The organism is Pseudomonas fragi (genome assembly GCF_025426255.1).
Classification (GTDB): Bacteria; Pseudomonadota; Gammaproteobacteria; order Pseudomonadales; family Pseudomonadaceae; genus Aquipseudomonas; species Aquipseudomonas kulmbachensis.
On record NZ_CP104861.1, the window covers coordinates 2634912 to 2651987 of the forward strand.

13 protein-coding genes are annotated in these 17076 nt (G+C 55.1%); 7 read left to right on the forward strand and 6 right to left on the reverse strand.

The window, feature by feature from the left end; genetic code table 11:
• Positions 1-55: 55 nt before the first annotated feature.
• On the reverse strand, positions 56-1144 hold the full coding sequence (locus N7D90_RS11950; RefSeq protein WP_261742351.1) for a polyamine ABC transporter substrate-binding protein: 1089 nt from the start codon (positions 1142-1144) through the stop codon (positions 56-58).
• A 50-nt stretch (positions 1145-1194) separates the two neighbouring features.
• Positions 1195-2496, reverse strand: coding sequence for an NAD(P)/FAD-dependent oxidoreductase (locus tag N7D90_RS11955; RefSeq protein WP_261742352.1), 1302 nt, complete (start codon positions 2494-2496; stop codon positions 1195-1197).
• A 158-nt stretch (positions 2497-2654) separates the two neighbouring features.
• Here N7D90_RS11955 and N7D90_RS11960 point away from each other — a divergent pair, with 158 nt between their 5' ends.
• Together N7D90_RS11960 and N7D90_RS11965 are read left to right on the forward strand one after the other, a co-directional pair.
• On the forward strand, positions 2655-3527 hold the full coding sequence (locus N7D90_RS11960; RefSeq protein WP_261742353.1) for a LysR substrate-binding domain-containing protein: 873 nt from the start codon (positions 2655-2657) through the stop codon (positions 3525-3527).
• 285 nt (positions 3528-3812) lie between these two features.
• Positions 3813-5372 carry a TerC family protein gene (locus N7D90_RS11965; protein ID WP_261742354.1) on the forward strand — a complete coding sequence of 520 codons (1560 nt, stop codon included), beginning with the start codon at positions 3813-3815 and terminating at the stop codon, positions 5370-5372.
• Between the two features lie 98 nt (positions 5373-5470).
• On the opposite strand, the gene N7D90_RS11970 is transcribed toward N7D90_RS11965, so the two are convergent.
• The 3 genes from N7D90_RS11970 to N7D90_RS11980 all read right to left on the reverse strand — a co-directional run bounded on the left by N7D90_RS11970 (position 5471) and on the right by N7D90_RS11980 (position 9719).
• The gene (locus tag N7D90_RS11970) at positions 5471-7891 is read right to left on the reverse strand and encodes a glucose/quinate/shikimate family membrane-bound PQQ-dependent dehydrogenase (protein ID WP_261742355.1); all 2421 of its coding nucleotides are present in this window, start codon (positions 7889-7891) and stop codon (positions 5471-5473) included.
• Positions 7892-8136: 245 nt separating this feature from the next.
• Complete coding sequence (locus N7D90_RS11975) at positions 8137-8655, reverse strand: cysteine hydrolase family protein (RefSeq protein WP_261742356.1); 519 nt, start codon at positions 8653-8655, stop codon at positions 8137-8139.
• 218 nt (positions 8656-8873) lie between these two features.
• Positions 8874-9719, reverse strand: coding sequence for a LysR family transcriptional regulator (locus tag N7D90_RS11980; protein WP_261742357.1), 846 nt, complete (start codon positions 9717-9719; stop codon positions 8874-8876).
• Positions 9720-9875: 156 nt separating this feature from the next.
• Here N7D90_RS11980 and N7D90_RS11985 point away from each other — a divergent pair, with 156 nt between their 5' ends.
• From N7D90_RS11985 to N7D90_RS11995, 3 genes are read left to right on the forward strand one after another with little or no spacing between them, the layout of a single operon-like run.
• On the forward strand, positions 9876-10487 hold the full coding sequence (locus tag N7D90_RS11985; protein ID WP_395246429.1) for an ankyrin repeat domain-containing protein: 612 nt from the start codon (positions 9876-9878) through the stop codon (positions 10485-10487).
• A 19-nt stretch (positions 10488-10506) separates the two neighbouring features.
• Positions 10507-10968 (forward strand): nucleoside deaminase, encoded by a 462-nt coding sequence (locus tag N7D90_RS11990; protein ID WP_261738220.1) that lies wholly within the window; start codon positions 10507-10509, stop codon positions 10966-10968.
• Positions 10955-12157, forward strand: coding sequence for a CynX/NimT family MFS transporter (locus N7D90_RS11995; protein WP_261738221.1), 1203 nt, complete (start codon positions 10955-10957; stop codon positions 12155-12157). Before N7D90_RS11990 ends, N7D90_RS11995 begins: the two co-directional genes overlap by 14 nt.
• A 623-nt stretch (positions 12158-12780) precedes the next feature.
• On the opposite strand, the gene N7D90_RS12000 is transcribed toward N7D90_RS11995, so the two are convergent.
• Complete coding sequence (locus tag N7D90_RS12000) at positions 12781-13218, reverse strand: N-acetyltransferase (protein ID WP_261738222.1); 438 nt, start codon at positions 13216-13218, stop codon at positions 12781-12783.
• A gap of 818 nt (positions 13219-14036) precedes the next feature.
• Between N7D90_RS12000 and N7D90_RS12005 the strand changes: the two genes are divergently transcribed.
• A complete protein-coding gene (locus N7D90_RS12005; RefSeq protein WP_261738223.1) occupies positions 14037-14732 on the forward strand; it encodes a hypothetical protein in 696 nt (231 codons plus the stop codon).
• Positions 14733-15221: 489 nt separating this feature from the next.
• On the forward strand, positions 15222-16817 hold the full coding sequence (locus N7D90_RS12010) for an LA2681 family HEPN domain-containing protein (RefSeq protein WP_261738224.1): 1596 nt from the start codon (positions 15222-15224) through the stop codon (positions 16815-16817).
• Positions 16818-17076 lie beyond the last annotated feature (259 nt).

Consider the following 17076-nt stretch of genomic DNA (forward strand, 5'->3'; position numbering starts at 1 on the left):
ATGCCCCGAGGGGGGAAGCCATCGCGAGCAGGCTCGCTCCCACACACTCAATGCCTCAAGTATTGGTTTTAAGCTTGGTCCACAAGCGTGTGCTCAGGCGTGCGATTTTGGCTGGCAAGTCTTCCACGGTGAACAGCGTGTCTATCACTTCCTTGGAAGGGTAGATCGCCGGGTCTTGCTTGACCTCTGGCGACAGATAGACATCCGCCGCCTGGTTAGGGTTGGCGTAGTGGATATGGTTGCTGATATTGGCAATCACTTGCGGGGTCAGCAGGTAGTTCATGTAGGTGTAGGCATTCTTCTCATGGGGCGCGCTTTTGGGCATGACCACCATATCCAGCCACAAGGTTGAGCCTTCCTTGGGGATTGAATAAGCGATATCGATCCCGTTTTTGGCTTCCTTGGCGCTGGCTGCTGCCTGCACCACGTCACCGTTAAAACCGATCACCGCGCAGATATTGCCGTTGGCCAGATCGCTGATGTACTTGGAAGCGTGAAAGTACTGAACATATGGCCGAATTTTTAACAGCGCCTGCTCGGCTTTTTTGTAGTCATCAGGCTCGTGGCTATGCGGTGGCAAGCCCAGGTAGTTAAGGGTGATCGGCAACACCTGGGTCGGGTTGTCGATAATCGCTACGCCACACTGGCTGAGTTTCTTGATGTTGTTTTCATCAAAAAACAGGCTCCAGGAGCGGGTCACATCAGTCGTGCCAAAGATCGCCTTGATCTTCTCTACGTTGTAACCAATCCCCGCCGTACCCCACATGTAGGGGTAGCCGTACTGGTTGCCGGGGTCGTTCACTTCCAGTTTTTTCATCAACACCGGGTCAAGGTTTTTCCAGTTGGGCAGTTGGCTCCGGTCAAGCTTCTGGATGGCACCGGCCTTGATCAGCCGGGACAGAAAGTGGTTGGACGGGCTGACCACGTCATAACCGGTATTGCCGGTCATCAACTTGGACTCCAGCACTTCGTTACTGTCATGGATGTCGTATGTGGCCTTGATCCCTGTTTCCTTGGTAAAGGTGGTCAGGGTGTCGTCGGCGATATAGCCGTTCCAGTTGGAAATGTTGACGCTCTCGGCCGCATGGCTGACTGTCGAGAACGCCGCAAGCATTACCGCCAGGGAAATCGTGTTGATGTGCATGTTCAATCACCTTTTCAAGGAGCTTTTATTCTTTTGTGGTGTGAGAGTTTTTAGATTTCTGTCTTGGCCCTGACGGCTTCCATGCGCATTCGTAACACCGCACCGATATCGAAGAACGGGCGCGGCGGGAGCCAGCCTGGTTGGGCTCTGTCCATGACCGATTGCAACAGGGGGGAACTGACACCGGATGCCACTTCGGCAAGCAGACGCCCCCACAGGGTGCCGCGGGCTACGCCGGAGCCATTGCAGCCAGCTACGGCGTAAATGCCTTCTTCCACTTTGGCAAAGTAAGGCTGCCCACTGCGGGTAGCACTCAGATGCCCGGTCCAGGTGTAGTGAATATCTTGCTCGCCAAGACCGGGGAAGCGACGCTGCAAGCCCAGTACGTGGTGTTTTCGACGCTGCAACAGATCACTGCTGGATAGATCCCTGGTGCGGTATTCCGCTGTGTTGCGGATCATCACCCGACGATCCGGGGTCAGCCGTACCGTAGCGCCCAATGGGCGGGTCGATAGCACGCCCCACGGCTCCACACCGCCGATAGCCTGGTATTCCTTGTCGGTCAAAGGACGGGTCAGGCTGGCGCTGAGCTCCATCGCAAAGGTCGCGCTGCTATCGATCCCGGCGCGGGGAATAAAGGCATTCAGGCACACCAACACCTGGCTGGCCTCGATGCTGCCCTGGGTGCCATTGGCTCGAATACGTCCGCCACTCAAGCGTTCCAGTCCGGTAATTTCGGTGTTCTCAAAGACGGTGACATTGGCCGGCAATGCATCCAGCAAACCTTTGACATACTTGGCGGGCTGCAACAACGCGTTGCCATTGCCGCACCAGATTGCGGCCTGGTAATGCCGAGTGCCGAGCTTTTGTGCCAGTTGCTCGCCTTGCAGAAACTGTGCAGACGCGCCCACCGCGTTGAGGGTTTTGAGCTTGGCGTCGACATGGCTCAACTTGCGCGGATCGTTGACCGCGAAGTAGTAACCGCAATCCCGGTACTCGCAGTCGATGCCATGACGAGCAATACGCATGCGTACTTCATCGCCAGCCGCCTGACCAATCGAAGAGTCCACCGCAAACCCGGCAAAGCCGCTCTTGCCTATCAACTCATCATCGCCCGGATTTTCGTGGGCCACGGCATACCCGGAATTGCGCGCAGAAGCGCCTTGAGCCGCGCGCTGGCGGTCGACAACTACGATGCGCGCTTCAGGATGCAGTTCAGCCAGTGAATGGGCCGCACTCAATCCGGTGATACCTGCGCCAATAATCAGCCAGTCGGCTTTCTCCGAGCCTTTGAGGTGATCACGGCCGGGGGAGGTTCCTGCAAGAGCAATCCAGCCACATTCATTTTTCACGTTTCACCTCGTTTGCCTGTTGTTACGCCTTTTCTGCGAGGCTAATACATGCACGTTATGCATGACTGCTGTCAGTTGGCGCTCTCTATAGCTGGAATTTATGCCGGGGCTGGTGATATAACCAACGTTATAAATTCATTGATTGATTCTAAAAACGCATGGATAAGATTCGCCACGTACCGTCACTCCAGGGCTTGCAAGCGTTGGTTGAGGTTGCTGACTCGGGCAGCTTCACCCAAGCGGCGCAAACCTTGTGTCTGACCCAAAGCGCAGTCAGCCGAAAGATCCAGCAACTTGAAGCGCACTTCGGTGTTGCTCTATTCGCCAGAACCAGCCGTAACGTGCGCATGACTGCCGAAGGCGAGCAGGTGCTGGTCAGCGCCCGCGCCATTCTTGAGCAACTGAAGACCCTTGAGGACCGGCTGTCACCGCAGAAACGACCCTTTCGCATTCGCATGCATGTGTCCCTGGCCGTACGTTGGTTATTGCCAAAGCTGAGCGATTTTTACTTGCAGCACCCGGACATCGCCTTGTCGATCGAGACGGTGGCCACCGAAGTTGTCGAACCAGCCAGCGATAGCGACGCCTATATTCTCTATTTGCCCGAACCTTCGAGTGATCCAGCTTGCCTGGCACTGTTTGACGAGGCATTGGTGCCGGTGTGCGCGCCGGGCCTGGGGCCGCTGACGTCGATGGACGATCTGGTGCGCTTTGCGCTTCTGCATCGCTCTGCCGACCAGCAAGCCTGGATTGACTGGCTGGCGGCGAATGACGGCAAGCCACTGGATGCCTACAGGCATATCCCTTTCAACCTGGACGAGCTGGCGCTGGATGCAGCGGCGCGTGGCCTGGGCGTTGCGGTAACGGATATGACGCTGGCGGCAGAGTCGATTCAGCGCGGGGTACTGGTGATTCCGTTCGGTGAAGCGTTGAAAACCGGGGGCAATTATTCGTTGTGCCTGCAACCTGCAGCGGCCTCACATCCGGCGTGCGCGCAGGTGCTGCAATGGTTCGCCCAGCAAGTCGAGTAACACCGGGGCGGGTGGACTTGTTAAATTTTGTAATAAGTCAGCTCACAGGAATTGGGGTTAATCACTGTAGGATTACATCCCCAATTCACTACAGGTTTGTATGAACACCCTTAAGGAACCACCCAGTCGCAGCTCTGAGCCTGCGTCCCTTCTTCGCTTGATCATCGCTATCGAGCACGCGCCACCTTTCTCCAGCCCTCCGTTCTTCGACAGCACATCTGTTGCTGCGCTTGTCTGTGCGCGTTTTTCGTTAACCCTGAACCTTCGTGAGATTGACTGATACCTATGGAATGGATTGCAGATCCCACGGCCTGGCTCGGCCTGTTGACCCTGATTGTGCTGGAACTGGTACTGGGCATTGATAACCTGGTGTTTATTGCCATCCTGGCTGACAAGCTGCCACCGGAGCAGCGCGACCGTGCGCGCGTCATTGGTCTTACGCTGGCGCTGGTGATGCGCTTGGGCCTGCTGGCCAGCATCTCGTGGATGGTGACGCTGACACAGCCTCTGTTTGAGGTCTTCGACAAAGCGTTCTCTGGCCGTGACCTGATCATGCTGTTCGGTGGTTTGTTCCTGTTGTTCAAGGCCACCATGGAGTTGCATGAGCGGCTCGAAGGGCATGTGGCCGAGCGTTCGTCGGGGATGGGCTATGCCATGTTCTGGCCGATCGTGGCGCAGATTGTGGTGCTCGACGCAGTGTTTTCCCTGGATGCGGTGATTACCGCGGTGGGCATGGTTGAACATCTGTCGGTGATGATGATTGCCGTGGTGTTCTCGATTGGCCTGATGATTATTGCCAGCAAGCCGCTGACCCACTTCGTCAACAGTCGCCCGACAGTGATCATGCTGTGCCTTGGCTTCCTGATGATGATCGGCTTCAGCCTGACCGCCGAGGGCTTGGGCTTCCATATCCCTAAAGGCTATCTGTACGCAGCCATTGGTTTCTCGATCCTGATCGAAGTGCTGAACCAGATCGCCCGCGCACGGCGCAAGAAAAGCGTGCAGGGCCTGCGCCCAATGCGCGAGCGTACGGCCCATGCGGTCATGCGTTTGCTCGGCGGTCGCACCCTGAGCGCGGATGAAGTGGGGGAGGAGATTGCCGACATGCTAGAGGGCGGCAATGACCAGGAAGTCTTCCATCGGCGCGAGCGGGTGATGATCAGTGGTGTACTGCAACTGGCAGAACGCCCGATTCGCACGGTGATGACGCCACGGGCCGAGATCGACCATATCGACCTGGCCGATTCGGCAGAGACCATCCGCACGACTCTGATGCACTCGTCGTACTCCCGACTGCCCTTGATCCGGGACGGACGGGTTGATGAACCGCTGGGTTTTGTCCATAAAAAGGAGCTGCTCAAAGAGCTGCTGGCAGGTCATCAACCTGACCTGGAAGCAATGGCGCGCAAGGCCGTCAACCTGCTGGACAGTTTTACGATCCTCAATGCGCTGGAGCAGATGCGCAAAGAGTCGACGCATATCGCGTTCGTCATCAACGAGTTCGGTGATTTTATCGGCCTGTTGACCATGACCGACATCCTGGAATCCATCGCCGGTGAGCTGCCGGATGCCAGCGAAATAGAAGGGCCGAATATCGTTGCCCAAGAGGACGGTTATCTGGTCAGTGGCGGCTTGAACTTGAGCCAAATCCGTCAGCACATCGGCTTTGCGGCCAAGGCAACGGATGACTACCAGACGCTGGCCGGGATGGTCATGAGTTTGCTGGATCGCCTGCCAATGGTTGGCGACAAGCTGACATGGGAAGGCTGGAACATGACCGTAGTCGAAGTTGAAGAGCGGCGTGTGACGCGGGTGTTGCTGAGCAAGGCAGCTGGAATCAGCTAGTGTGTGAGCCTGCCTGCCGGTGATGGCATCACGGCGGAGTGTCTGAAACACTCCGCCGTCTGCATCGCTGGCAGGCCAGCTCCCATTGGAACTAACGCTTACTGGCTGTCAGGCAGCGCGTAAGCGATTACGTAGTCACCGCGATCATTCGACTGGCGGGCTCCACCAGCCGTGATGACGATGTATTGCTTGCCGGTTTTAGGCGAGACAAATGTCATCGGGCCGCCCTGGCTGCCGACCGGCAGACGGGCTTTCCAGGCTTCTTCACCATTGGCCGAGTTAAAGGCGCGCAAGTAGTAGTCCTGCGTCCCTGCGATAAACACCAGGCCACCTTGAGTGGACAGCGTACCGCCGAGAGTCGGCATACCGATTGGTAGTTTCAGGCCCATCTTGATACCCAGAGGACCGGTATCCTGCACAGTACCTACCGGTACTTGCCAAGCGATCTTCTGAGTTTTCATGTCGATGGCCGTCAGCGTCCCGAAAGGCGGCGCCTGGCACGGAATACCTGCCACCGACAGGAAGCGGTTCTTGTTTACGGCATATGGCGTGCCTTTGAGCGGTACTGCGCCCATACCAGTGTTCAGCGCTTCGCCACCGGAGTTGGCAACAGCCTCTTTTTGCTGCGGCACCATCTGTATCCACAAGCCCAGACGCATATCGTTGACGAAGATAAAGCCGTGTACCGGATCAGTCGACAGACTGCCCCAGTTCATGCCGCCCAGTGAACCGGGGAAGCTGAGCGAAACATCGGTGCCCGGTGCGGTGTACAAACCTTCGTAACGCATTTTCTTGAACGAAATACGGCACAGCATCTGGTCGAATGGGGTTGCGCCCCACATGTCCGACTCAGTCAGGGTCTGCGCGCCAATCTGCGGCATGCCCACGGATTTTGGCTGAGTCAGCGAGTAAGGTTCATTCGGGATGTTCGATGCTTTTACCGGTACTTCTTCAACTTTGGTCAGAGGCTGGCCGGTGTGGCGATCAAGCACAAAGATCTGGCCAGCCTTGGTGCCAATCACCAGCGCGGGCACCTTGCTGCCGTCAGGCTTAGCGAAGTCGATCAAGCTTGGTTGCATCGGCAGGTCGAAGTCCCACAGATCATTGTGGACGGTCTGATAAACCCACTTTTCATCGCCGGTGGTGGCGTTAAGCGCCAATACGGATGCGCCGTACTTGTGATTCAGCGCCGTACGCTCCACACCGTAGATATCGGTGGACGAACTGCCCATCGGCAAAAACACAGTGTTCATCAGCGGGTCATAAGACATCGGCGCCCAGCTGTTAGGCGTGCTGCGAACATAGGTCTTGCCGTCAGACGGCGCTTGTTTGTCTTGCGGGTTGCCCGGGTCAAAAGCCCAGCGCATGGCGCCTGTGACCACGTCGAAACCACGGATGACGCCGCCAGGCATATCGGTCTGCACGTTATCGGCAACACGGCCGCCAACCACCACTGTGGTGCCCGCCATCAATGGCGCCGACGACAACTGGTAGTAGGAGTCAGGCACATTGCCAAGCCCGGCCTTGAGATCAACCTGGCCATTGGTGCCGAAGTCCTGGCAGAACTTGCCGGTGTCTGCGTCCACAGCAATCAGGCGCGCATCAATGGTGTTGGTCAGCAGGCGACGCTGGCACGCAGCGCCGGGAGCAACTGTCACAGCGGCGGCAGGAGTGCTGCCATCGGTTGGCTGGGTGACTGCGGCAGTGGCGTCAAAATAGGCCAGGCCACGGCAACGCTGCCAGACAGCCGACTTGGCATTGATGTTGTTTTTCCACAACTCTTTACCCGTGTCGGCATCCAGAGCGATGAGGTTGTTGTGCGGGGTACAGATAAATACCTTGTCACCCACTTGCAGCGGGGTCATCTGGTCTTCCGCGCCGTTACCATTACTGATGGCTACATCACCGGTCTGGTAGGTCCAGGCCGGAACCAGTTTGGAAACGTTGCTGCGGTTGATCTGGTCCAACGCTGCAAAGCGGCTGCCACCCTCGTCGTTACCGTAATGTGCCCAGTCTTTCTGGGCCTTGGCCGGATCGACCTTGGTCAGGCCAGGGCCGTCACCGGTAGGCGATACCGAAGCGTGAGGCTGAAACATTCCCCAGGCACCGGCAACGATGGCCACGGCCAGTACAGCACTCAGCCCGTAACCCCCGTTACCGCTCAGGCCATTGGCTTTGAGCAGTGTCGGGTAAACCAGCGCGACCACCAGGCTCAGCACGGCCAGGGCAAACAGGCGTGAAACCAGTGGCCAGAACACCAGCCCGGCATCCATCAGCGCCCAGATAATACTGGCTACCATCACTGCGGCGAACAGCCAGGCACCTGACAGGCGCTGTTTAAACAGCAACACGGAGGAGACGAGCATGCCAAGGCCCGCAAGCAGGAAATAAAGGCTGCCTCCGAGCGTGGCTAGATAACCGCCACCGGCTATAAACAGCAGTCCGAAGACCAGCACACCGAGAGCGGCGACCCAGATGGGCCAACGGCTTACAGCTGCCGTAGGTTGAGATTTAATCATGGTGCATGACCCTATTGATGCATGAACGGTTGGGGGAGGGCATTGCCTTTAACTGTAGCTGCTTGAAAAGCAGGCGCAGGCGTGACCGGAGTTTCTGCAGAGCGTCAAGACCCCGAGCAGGTCAGATCGACAGACCGGGAAATGTCCGAAACATCTTTGTACTAAATAGTTAGTTTTGAGACTTTAACAAAAACCCGGCCCTGCGACAAATTGTCAGTGCCGGGCGATTGGAGAGGGGGGCGGGCTTAGAAGGTCCAGTCCTGTGCCTGAACTAATTGACAGAACGGTCCGGCAAGGGTTGCGTTGTGATGAGCAACAATCTGCTCAGCCTTTAACTCGGGGGTATCTGAGCAGGTGTGGCCGTCAGCGATCAGCACGGCATCGAAGCCAAGGTCACGAGCAGCCCGGCAAGTGCTGTCGACGCAGTATTGGGTTTTCATCCCGGCAACCACCACACCGGTAGCGCCGCAAGCGCGTAACTGATCCGCCAACCCTGTCAGGCTAAAGGCATTGGGCCGGCGTTTTTCAAACACTACTTCGCCGCCTTGCAACCTCAATTCAGGGGCCAACATCGTCAACGGGCTGCCGGGTTCGATAGGGGAGCCAACAGGGCCGATATGGCGTGCAAGAAAAATCGCGGCACCGGCGCTGCGAGCCTTATCCATCAGGGCGTTCACGGTTTCCAGTAACTCTGGGCTGCGCCAAGGTTTGTCCGGGCCGTGAACAAGTCCAATCTGCATATCAAGAATCAACAGGGCGTACATGGGTGCATCTCCTTGCGTTTAAACCAGCGACACAAGGGCACAAAAAAAGGCCCTATCCATCGCTGGCGGGCCTTTGAAGTTCGTTTGCTATTGCTTCACGACACTTCGCACGCACCGCATTGTGCGGTCGTGGTGGTGGTCGTCGAGGTGTTGCAATAATCAGTCATGCATCGACACTAGCACGTTTAAATCCAGCCCAAAACCCAAAGCTAATTTTTTCAGAGTGCCTCGCATAGTTCTGTCAGTTGGCATTGCAACAGCTTGCCCGCGTGGCTGAGTCCGCTTTGACCGTAAAGAGCCAGAAATACCCCTTGAATGTCAGGCAGGCCACTGCCAGCTTTCAGCACCTTGTGATCCGGGCGGATCACCCGCTCTGGCAGCAAGCTGATTCCCAAGCCAGCAGCCACTGCAGCGCAGACACTGGCCAGGCTTGCACTCGAGTAATTGATGCGCCAGCGCCATCCTGCCATCTCCAGGTGATGAAGCATTTCATTGCGGTACAAACCGCCTACAGGAAAGGCAACGAGAGGCAATGGGTCGCGTCCCAAGGCCGGTAGTGAGCGGCTATCCACCCAACACATGGGTTCAGGCCAGGAAGCCAGGCAATCGACACCTTGTCCCATCTGTTTGACCAGTAGAAGGTCGAACTCGCCTTGGCGATACAGCCCCAGCAGCTCCGGGCCCAAACCGCTGGTGACTTCCAGGCGTACTCCGGGATGCTCTTGGCCAAACCGCGAGAGAATCGGCATCAAGCGTTCGGCAGCAAAGTCTTCGGGTACGCCTAGACGCAATACGCCCTCACTTTTCAAATTAAACAGCACCTCCAGGGCTTCTTCCTGAAGCACCAGAATGCGTCGAGCATAAGCGAGTAGGCGTTCGCCTTCTGGTGTGGCAATTACCCGGCGCTGTTCGCGGTTAAGCAGCTTGCAGCCAAGACTGTCTTCCAGGCGCCGTATCTGCTGGCTGACCGTGGACTGAGTGAGATGCAGGCGTTGGGCTGCCCGAGTGAAATTGGCGCAGTCCACTACAGCGATAAAGCTGCGTAACAGTACGGGATCGAACATCTGCAACTCCATGCATAAAGCCACTGAAAGGCATGCTTATATTTAATTTCAGAATACCTTAGGCGCTGACCATACTGGCTTTTCATAAAACTTATAAGAGGGCATGACATGGGCTCCTTGACACTCAAATACGGCCTATTGACGGCCGGGCTGCTTATGATCGGAGTGGTCATGGCCAGCGACAAGACACTGCTCGCTGCCGTGAAGGACGGTGAGCTGGGGAGGGTGCAGCAACTTATAGCGGAAGGTACAAACCTCAACGTCAAGACGATTGATGGCAGCAGTGCGTTACTGCTTGCAACGAGATCAAACCAGACAGAAATCGCCAAGGCATTAATCGAAGCCGGCGCCAACGTTAATCAGAAAAATCTGATCCAGGACAGCCCTTATCTGTTGGCAGGTGCAAGCGGACGCAATGAAATCCTGCAACTTGTCCTGTCCCATGGCGCTGATCTAAAGAGTACCAACCGCTATGGTGGCACCGCCTTGATCCCAGCGTGCGAGCGCGGCCATGTTGAAACAGTGCGCCTGTTGATCGCGGCGGGCGTTGATCTTGATTACAAAAACCGTCTGGGCTGGACTTGTTTGATGGAAGCCATCGTGCTTTCCGATGGAGGCCTGGCACATCAACAAATTGTGACCCAACTGATCGAGGCGGGCGCAGATCTGAACTTGCCCGATAGCAATGGTCTGAGCCCGCTGCAGCAAGCGCAAAAACGCGGTCAGAACACTATTGCACAATTGCTGCGCAATGCCGGCGCGCACTGATTTTCGTTCTGGAGTTCCTATGTATAACGATGAGCATTACCTGCAACGTGCAGTGGAATTGGCCGCCGACAACGTTGCCTCCGGCGGTCGACCTTTTGGTGCAGTACTGGTCAAAGACGGTCGGGTGATTGTGGAAGCGGTAAACACAATCCATATCAGCCAGGACCCTACCGCTCATGCAGAAATGCTAGCGATACGTGCGGCCTGTGAGCAGCTGGGTGCACGTCTGGATGGATGTGTTATCTACGCCAGTGGTCAGCCGTGTCCGATGTGCTTAGGCGCTATGTACCTGTGTGGTGTTTCAAGGGTGGTGTATGCCACCACGAACCAGCAGGGCGAGCCTTTCGGGCTGTCTACCGCCGCGATCTACCAGCAAATGGCTCTACCATTGTGCGACCAGCAGTTGCCGGTACAGTATCTTGCACAACCGGTCATGGTCGAAATCTACCGCGATTGGAAAGCTTTGAATGTGCCTGAATAGAGCCTCTGCACGCACTTTTGCCAATTGGGCGCTGCTGATTGTCATCGGGCTCAATATGCGCCCGATTCTCAGCTCCATTAGCCCGCTGTTACTGGAGATTCGCGCCGACACTCGCATGAGCTTTCAAAGCAGTGCTTGGTTGACCAGCTTGCCAGTGATTTGCATGGGCTTGGTGGCCTTGTACGGGATTGGCCTGCAAGCCCGTTTGGGAGAGCGCCGTGGAGTAGCTTTGGGCCTTACGATGATACTGGGCGCATGCCTCTGGCGTTTGTATGTATTGCAAGCCGAAGCCCTGATGGCCACAGCCTTGTTGGGCGGCGCTGGTGTTGCGCTGATTCAGGCTCTGGTTCCGGCGCTGATCAAACGCCAGTTCCAGCATCGTGTAGCGCTGGCTTTGGGCGTGTATAGCGCATCGCTTATGGCAGGCGGCGGTCTGGCGGCACTGCTTAGCCCGTTCATTGCCGGGCACTTCAGCCACTGGCAGGCTGGGCTGGGGATCTGGCTGGTCCCGGCGGCTGTGGCACTGGTGGCGTGGTGGTTGCTGCCCCTTGCCGGTACTGCCCTGAGTATGGGCGGGCCGTCCAAGCTCCCGTGGTTTAACCGTCGGGCGTGGTTGTTGGCGGTGTATTTTGGCCTGGTCAATTGTGGCTACATGAGCATGGTTGCCTGGCTACCCGCTTATTATTTGCAAATGGACTGGAGCGCAACACAAAGCGGCTCGCTTCTGGCTTTTATGACTGTATTCCAGGTAATAGGCGCACTTGTGATGCCTACGCTGGCACATCGCAGTACAGACAGACGCCCGCTATTGTCGATCAGCCTTAGCGCGCAGGCGCTGGGTTTTGTCGGCCTGGTGATGTGGCCGCTTGATTCGCCACACCTGTGGGTGGCATTGATCGGCTTCGGCCTGGGTGCCTGTTTTGCCCTGAGCATGATTCTGATTCTCGACCATTCGCGCAAATCGTCCGAAGTAGGGCGCCTTGCCGGCTTTGTGCAAGGGGTGGGGTTCCTCATCAATGCTGTGTCGCCATGGATGACCGGCTGGCTTCGAGAGCTCACGGGTAGCTTCGTCAGTGCTTGGTGGGTACTGGTTGTAGCGGTTGTGTCGATGCTGGTATTAACCCGTAACTTCAACCCTGCCACTAACAGTCAGGCGTTAATTACATCGGGGAGGGCGTCAAGAATTTAAACATCATTGAGCCGCGCAAAACTCGAACTGGCTTCACGGCGAAAGAGTTAAGATTCACCCCTAGTTATAACTATACTAAATAGTTCTTTAGTTTAGTTATCGTTTTTTCGCATATAAACCAGCTATTGGTTGGGATGAAAGTCACTCGAGCGCAGTAGGATTTATACCTAGTATTTAGCTGTAATTTCACTCGAGAACGCGGGAAAGGTATTCCGCGTCTCGTCGGTTTTTGCCGACTTTTATCCTGGTGTAATCACGCAATACTGCGATCGACAGTTGCCGAGTCCAATCCAACAAGGGCCTGAAAGGTAGGCTGGCAACCACCATCAATTTCAGCTCAAGAGCTTTTTATATGAAACCAGCCGTACAATTAATCATTGTATTTGTACTTACTCTGGCCTTTTCACAGACAGCCAATGCCTGCGTTAGCATGGGCCAACATACCTGTAAAAATGATTGCTCGTCATGGAATGGCATCATCTATGAAGCCTGTATTTGGGGGGCGACACTTCAAAAATGATCGCGAGCCCCGGTGCAGTAACGGATCGACTTTGACCATGCACAGCAATCAGCGCCACTGATTGCGGCCAACATCTACCGGAGCACAAGATGTTGGCCATCCCTCAAAAAGTTCTGCTCGACAACCACTGCATCAGGTATTCGGCATGGCCGGTTTGCGAGTCAATCTGTTCCTTGATCAGCACAAAGCCTTGCGACTGATAAAAGGCAATACTGGGCGCATTCTCCTTATAAACCGTCAGGTTCAACTCATTGCGCAATGTTTTCGCATGTCCGAGCAACTGTTTGCCCAGGCCAGTGCCTTGAACGTCAGGGTCTACAAACACTGCAGCCAGTTGATCACCCAGCAAGCTACAAAAACCCAGAACCCTGGACTTGTCTTGGATGACAAACGTTTCTGATGCCGGGATGTAAACGTCACGCATCGTCGCAACATGGGATTGCCAGAACGAAGCGTCAATAAATCCATGTGCCTTGATCGATGCGCTCAGCCAGATATCCAGAACGCGTTCCATGTCGTCATGTTCGAATTGTCTAATCATGTGTCATTCCATTGTGGTGTTGGCAGACAAGCTCAATGCAAAGCCTGCAATTATGCAGAAAAGCGATGGGCATGCAAAAAACCGAACAGAGCGCGCAGAATGTTCGTAGCAGATCGTGTCAGGGCATTGTTGTAGGCACCGAAATACGGGGATCGCTCCAGAGTGGGATTGCCAGCCTTGAAATGTGAGAGACACTGGCCCTAATAGGCGCATGCGTAATTACGCATAATGTATATTATGTTAAATTCAGTATTATGTTAGAGCAGATCAAGATTGTTCATTTTCACCATTCTGTGTCGGTTTTTTCATGAACCTGTGTCGAGTGGAATATCAACGGCTTAGCCAACAATGCCTCGCCTCGCCTTGACCTCGGCACTCATTCATCAGTGTCGCCCGATAATGCATTCTGCCAGCGTCTACAATGTTCGTAACTCGTTCAATGATCTTACGATGCTGGTGTCCGCATGATGTCACCGTTTGTCCCTTTTCCGATATTTTGCCCGTACGCTCAGTGGCGACCCTCTGGTTTGGTTCAGTTTCCGGAGAATAACGAGTTGCTAGCTCGGCTTGCAGCTGTAGATGAGTCTTGCTTTCCACTCATTAGCTTATGGTACTGCCAGCGTTACCTGGCTTGGATCGCCCACAGCTGGCCTCCAGAGCAAGCCAATGAGGCTTATTACTTCGAGACCATACATCTCGAGCGTCTTCTCAATTGGTGCTTCTCCGAAGGTTTGTCACTATTGAGTCTGCGGGCTCGGGATCTGCACCGTTATGGGGAGTTCTTTAGCTCTCCCAGCGCTGATTGGTGCGCTCCTACAGTGAGCTTGAAATTCCTGCCGAACCCATTGAAGCCCTACGAAAGCTGGATGGTAAACCCTGCTTGGCGTCCATTTTTGTCAACGCCTCGTGATGCTTCATGTCAGTTTGGCATGGCACAAGTCGTGATCAATAGGTTCATTGATTTCTATCGCCGGGAGGTTTGTAAACCAGGGTTAAGTCCAGTCCTCAGGGGGTTCCATAAGAAAAAAGCTGTTAAGAATTTCCATAAATTGACTGAGTATGAAATGGACTGGTATATGGCGAGTCTTGGGGCGTTGTCTCATGGTGAGATGTATAAACAAAGTACTCTGGTGTATTTTGCGCTTGCTAGGTGGTCTCGGCAGTCAAGACGCAGGCTGATGGGGAATTCAAGCAATCCAGGGCTATTGAATCAATTTTATAAGGGCGCGCATGGGGCATGGGTAGAGACGCTCCCAGGAGGTGGAATTAGGGCTTTGAATGAGCAGTTCACATTCATTTTTGAGAGCTATTTGAAGCACTTAGAGCTCGATCCCGATCAACCCCTTCCACTTGCTAAGCTATTCGAGTCCTCCCCTGAAGGAAAATTTGCGCGAAAGTGTAGGGATCAGTTGGTGCAGATGGCTCAAGGCTCAGATGAGCCGCAGATAAGGATTGCTGCCGCGAAGTTTCAAAATCTTACGTTTTCAAGCCTGCGTAAATCTTCCACTCTGTAGCTGCGTGATTTCGCTAATACGAGCAGCTGTGCGCAATGGAGGCTGGACGAGGCTAGTTTGAATTCTCTCGTTCAAGAACTCTCTGATGCCTTATCCCATGAGTAGTGTACGACGCGCGAAAATCGGCACCCCGCGCGTAAAAAAAAGACTCCTAGATGACCCCAAATTCGGCTTGTCGCTTCATACGACTTGCCCAGGCTGCCTACTAGCTAAGCAATTTATTCATGAAGATTGTCCTCTGGGGTATGACTCTTCAGGTCAACCAGAACGTACCTCCCTCACCCTCCTCCCAGTAGTGGCCACCGCCCTGGCGTCTGGTGTGGCGTCATTCCGAGACACTACCCATCATACCCATTTATCATTGCAACGTTAGCTCCGTTCGCACTCCTGCTATTCGGACACTGAATGTCTGTCGTAATAGGACGGGCATTCGCACACAACTCTCCGGAAACGCGTAATCTTCAGTCCACTCATTAATGGACAGCTTGAATGCACAAACGCTTGGCAGCAAAGAATTACCAGCCTCTAGCCGATGATCGCCATGCTTGGCTCAAGGTAGTCGAGACGCTTGTCAGCTCTGGGGATCATCCTGACCAACTGCAGAATGCATTCGATTGCCTCGTAGACTCGGCAGGTGATGCGCAGGATGTCGCGCTCTTAGGGCGAGCGACTGAGCTGGCAAGCGAGGTCGTGGCGCTCTGCGAACGTACTGCAGGGTGCCTTGTTTTGTATTCCTGTGCCAACGCCTGGGCTCACTTGTATGTCATCGAATATCAAGAAGACCAGGCAACCATTGTCAACCATCCCGCCCTGCTGAACGAGCTGTATTTCCTGCGTGCAGCCATTCAACATGAGGGTTTCACGGCCATACCGGCTGACCGTCGTGCCAAGATTCACTGCAACCTTGGGAACGCCCTGAGCGCCTGCGGCCGCTGGATAGAAGCTTTGTCTGAGTGGCGCAGAGCTTTGGTGGAGCAGCCCATACTTGGGATGGCACTCGGTAACCAAGGGATAGGTCTCGTGCGCTATGGCGGCGCGCTGTACGACCCTGGGCATACCCATTGGTTTTTTGTTCACGCGCGCCGGCATTTAGAGTCTGCCATCGAAGGTGGAGTGGGCCGTGACGGAGCAACCACAAATGAAGCTATTCAGGCATTCAAGTGGTACCAGGTGAGACTCGCTGAAGAGGTCGACCAGGAGGATGACACTGAGCTGTTCGACCACAATCTTGGCAAGTCCAAAGCGGAGCGTGAGTATCGTCAGTGGTGCCTGGACAACCAGTTGTTCCTGAACCCCATGAACGATCTAGGCGCCCTCCCCGTCGCGGCCTATGACACGCTGCGCCTGCCTAACCACAATGCCGAGGTGGGCATTACCTACTTGGCCTTTTTTAATCAGATGAAGCAGGAGTATGCCTACGCCCGCCACTCTCTGTTTCAGGGCGAGCAGGCCCGCTCAGTCCATTACGCTGACAAAGAAGTCGCACTGGCTTTCAACTGTGACTATGCCCTGTATTCGATAGGGCTGGAGCAGATCAAGACCGCGTTCCGTAATGCCTATTCGCTGCTGGATAAGGTGGCGTATTTCGTCAACGGCTATTGGCAACTGGGAATCCCTGAGCGAAGCGTGAGCTTCCGAACGCTTTGGTTCGAACCACGCAAAAAAGGAGGCCCAACGCAGGAATGGACTGTTCGGCGAGAGTTTATATCAACCCACAACTCGCCGCTTCGAGCGCTCTATTGGGTATCCCAAGACATCTACTCCGAAGTACTCAGGAGCGTCGCAACTCCTGATGCGAAGGCCCTGGATGAATTGAGAAACCATCTTGAACACAAACATGCCAAGGTCGTAGATGCGTTCCATTGGATTGCTGGTGCGTCGGAGCGCCATGCAGACCAGCTAGCCTTTGTTATCGAGAGGGAGGATCTCGTTGCGAAGACCCACCTGATCATACGGTTATGCCGAGCCGCTTTGGTTTACCTCTGCTTGGCCATGCATCATGTGGAGTCGCAGACCAGGTCGGAAGACGGATACCTTGTTGCAGGGCTTCCCGTGGAAGACTACCCGGATGACCTGAAGATCTAACCCTGGTGAAACTGGCCTCCCTAAGGCCAGCGCACCAACTCCAGCTCTTTGATTCGAATGGCCATGGCCGAATCCGTAACCCCAAACTGTGGGCCAGTGACACCAGGTTTCGGTTGTTGAATTGAGTGCACCGCGCAAGCCCCAACTCCCGCTCACCGGAGTCCTTCGAGGCATAGAGCAGCCGATCAGGATTGATGGGGTCGAGGTCAAAGGCGATCATGTTGCTGAAGAGCAATTGCCGGCTCTGCAAAGTCCTGCA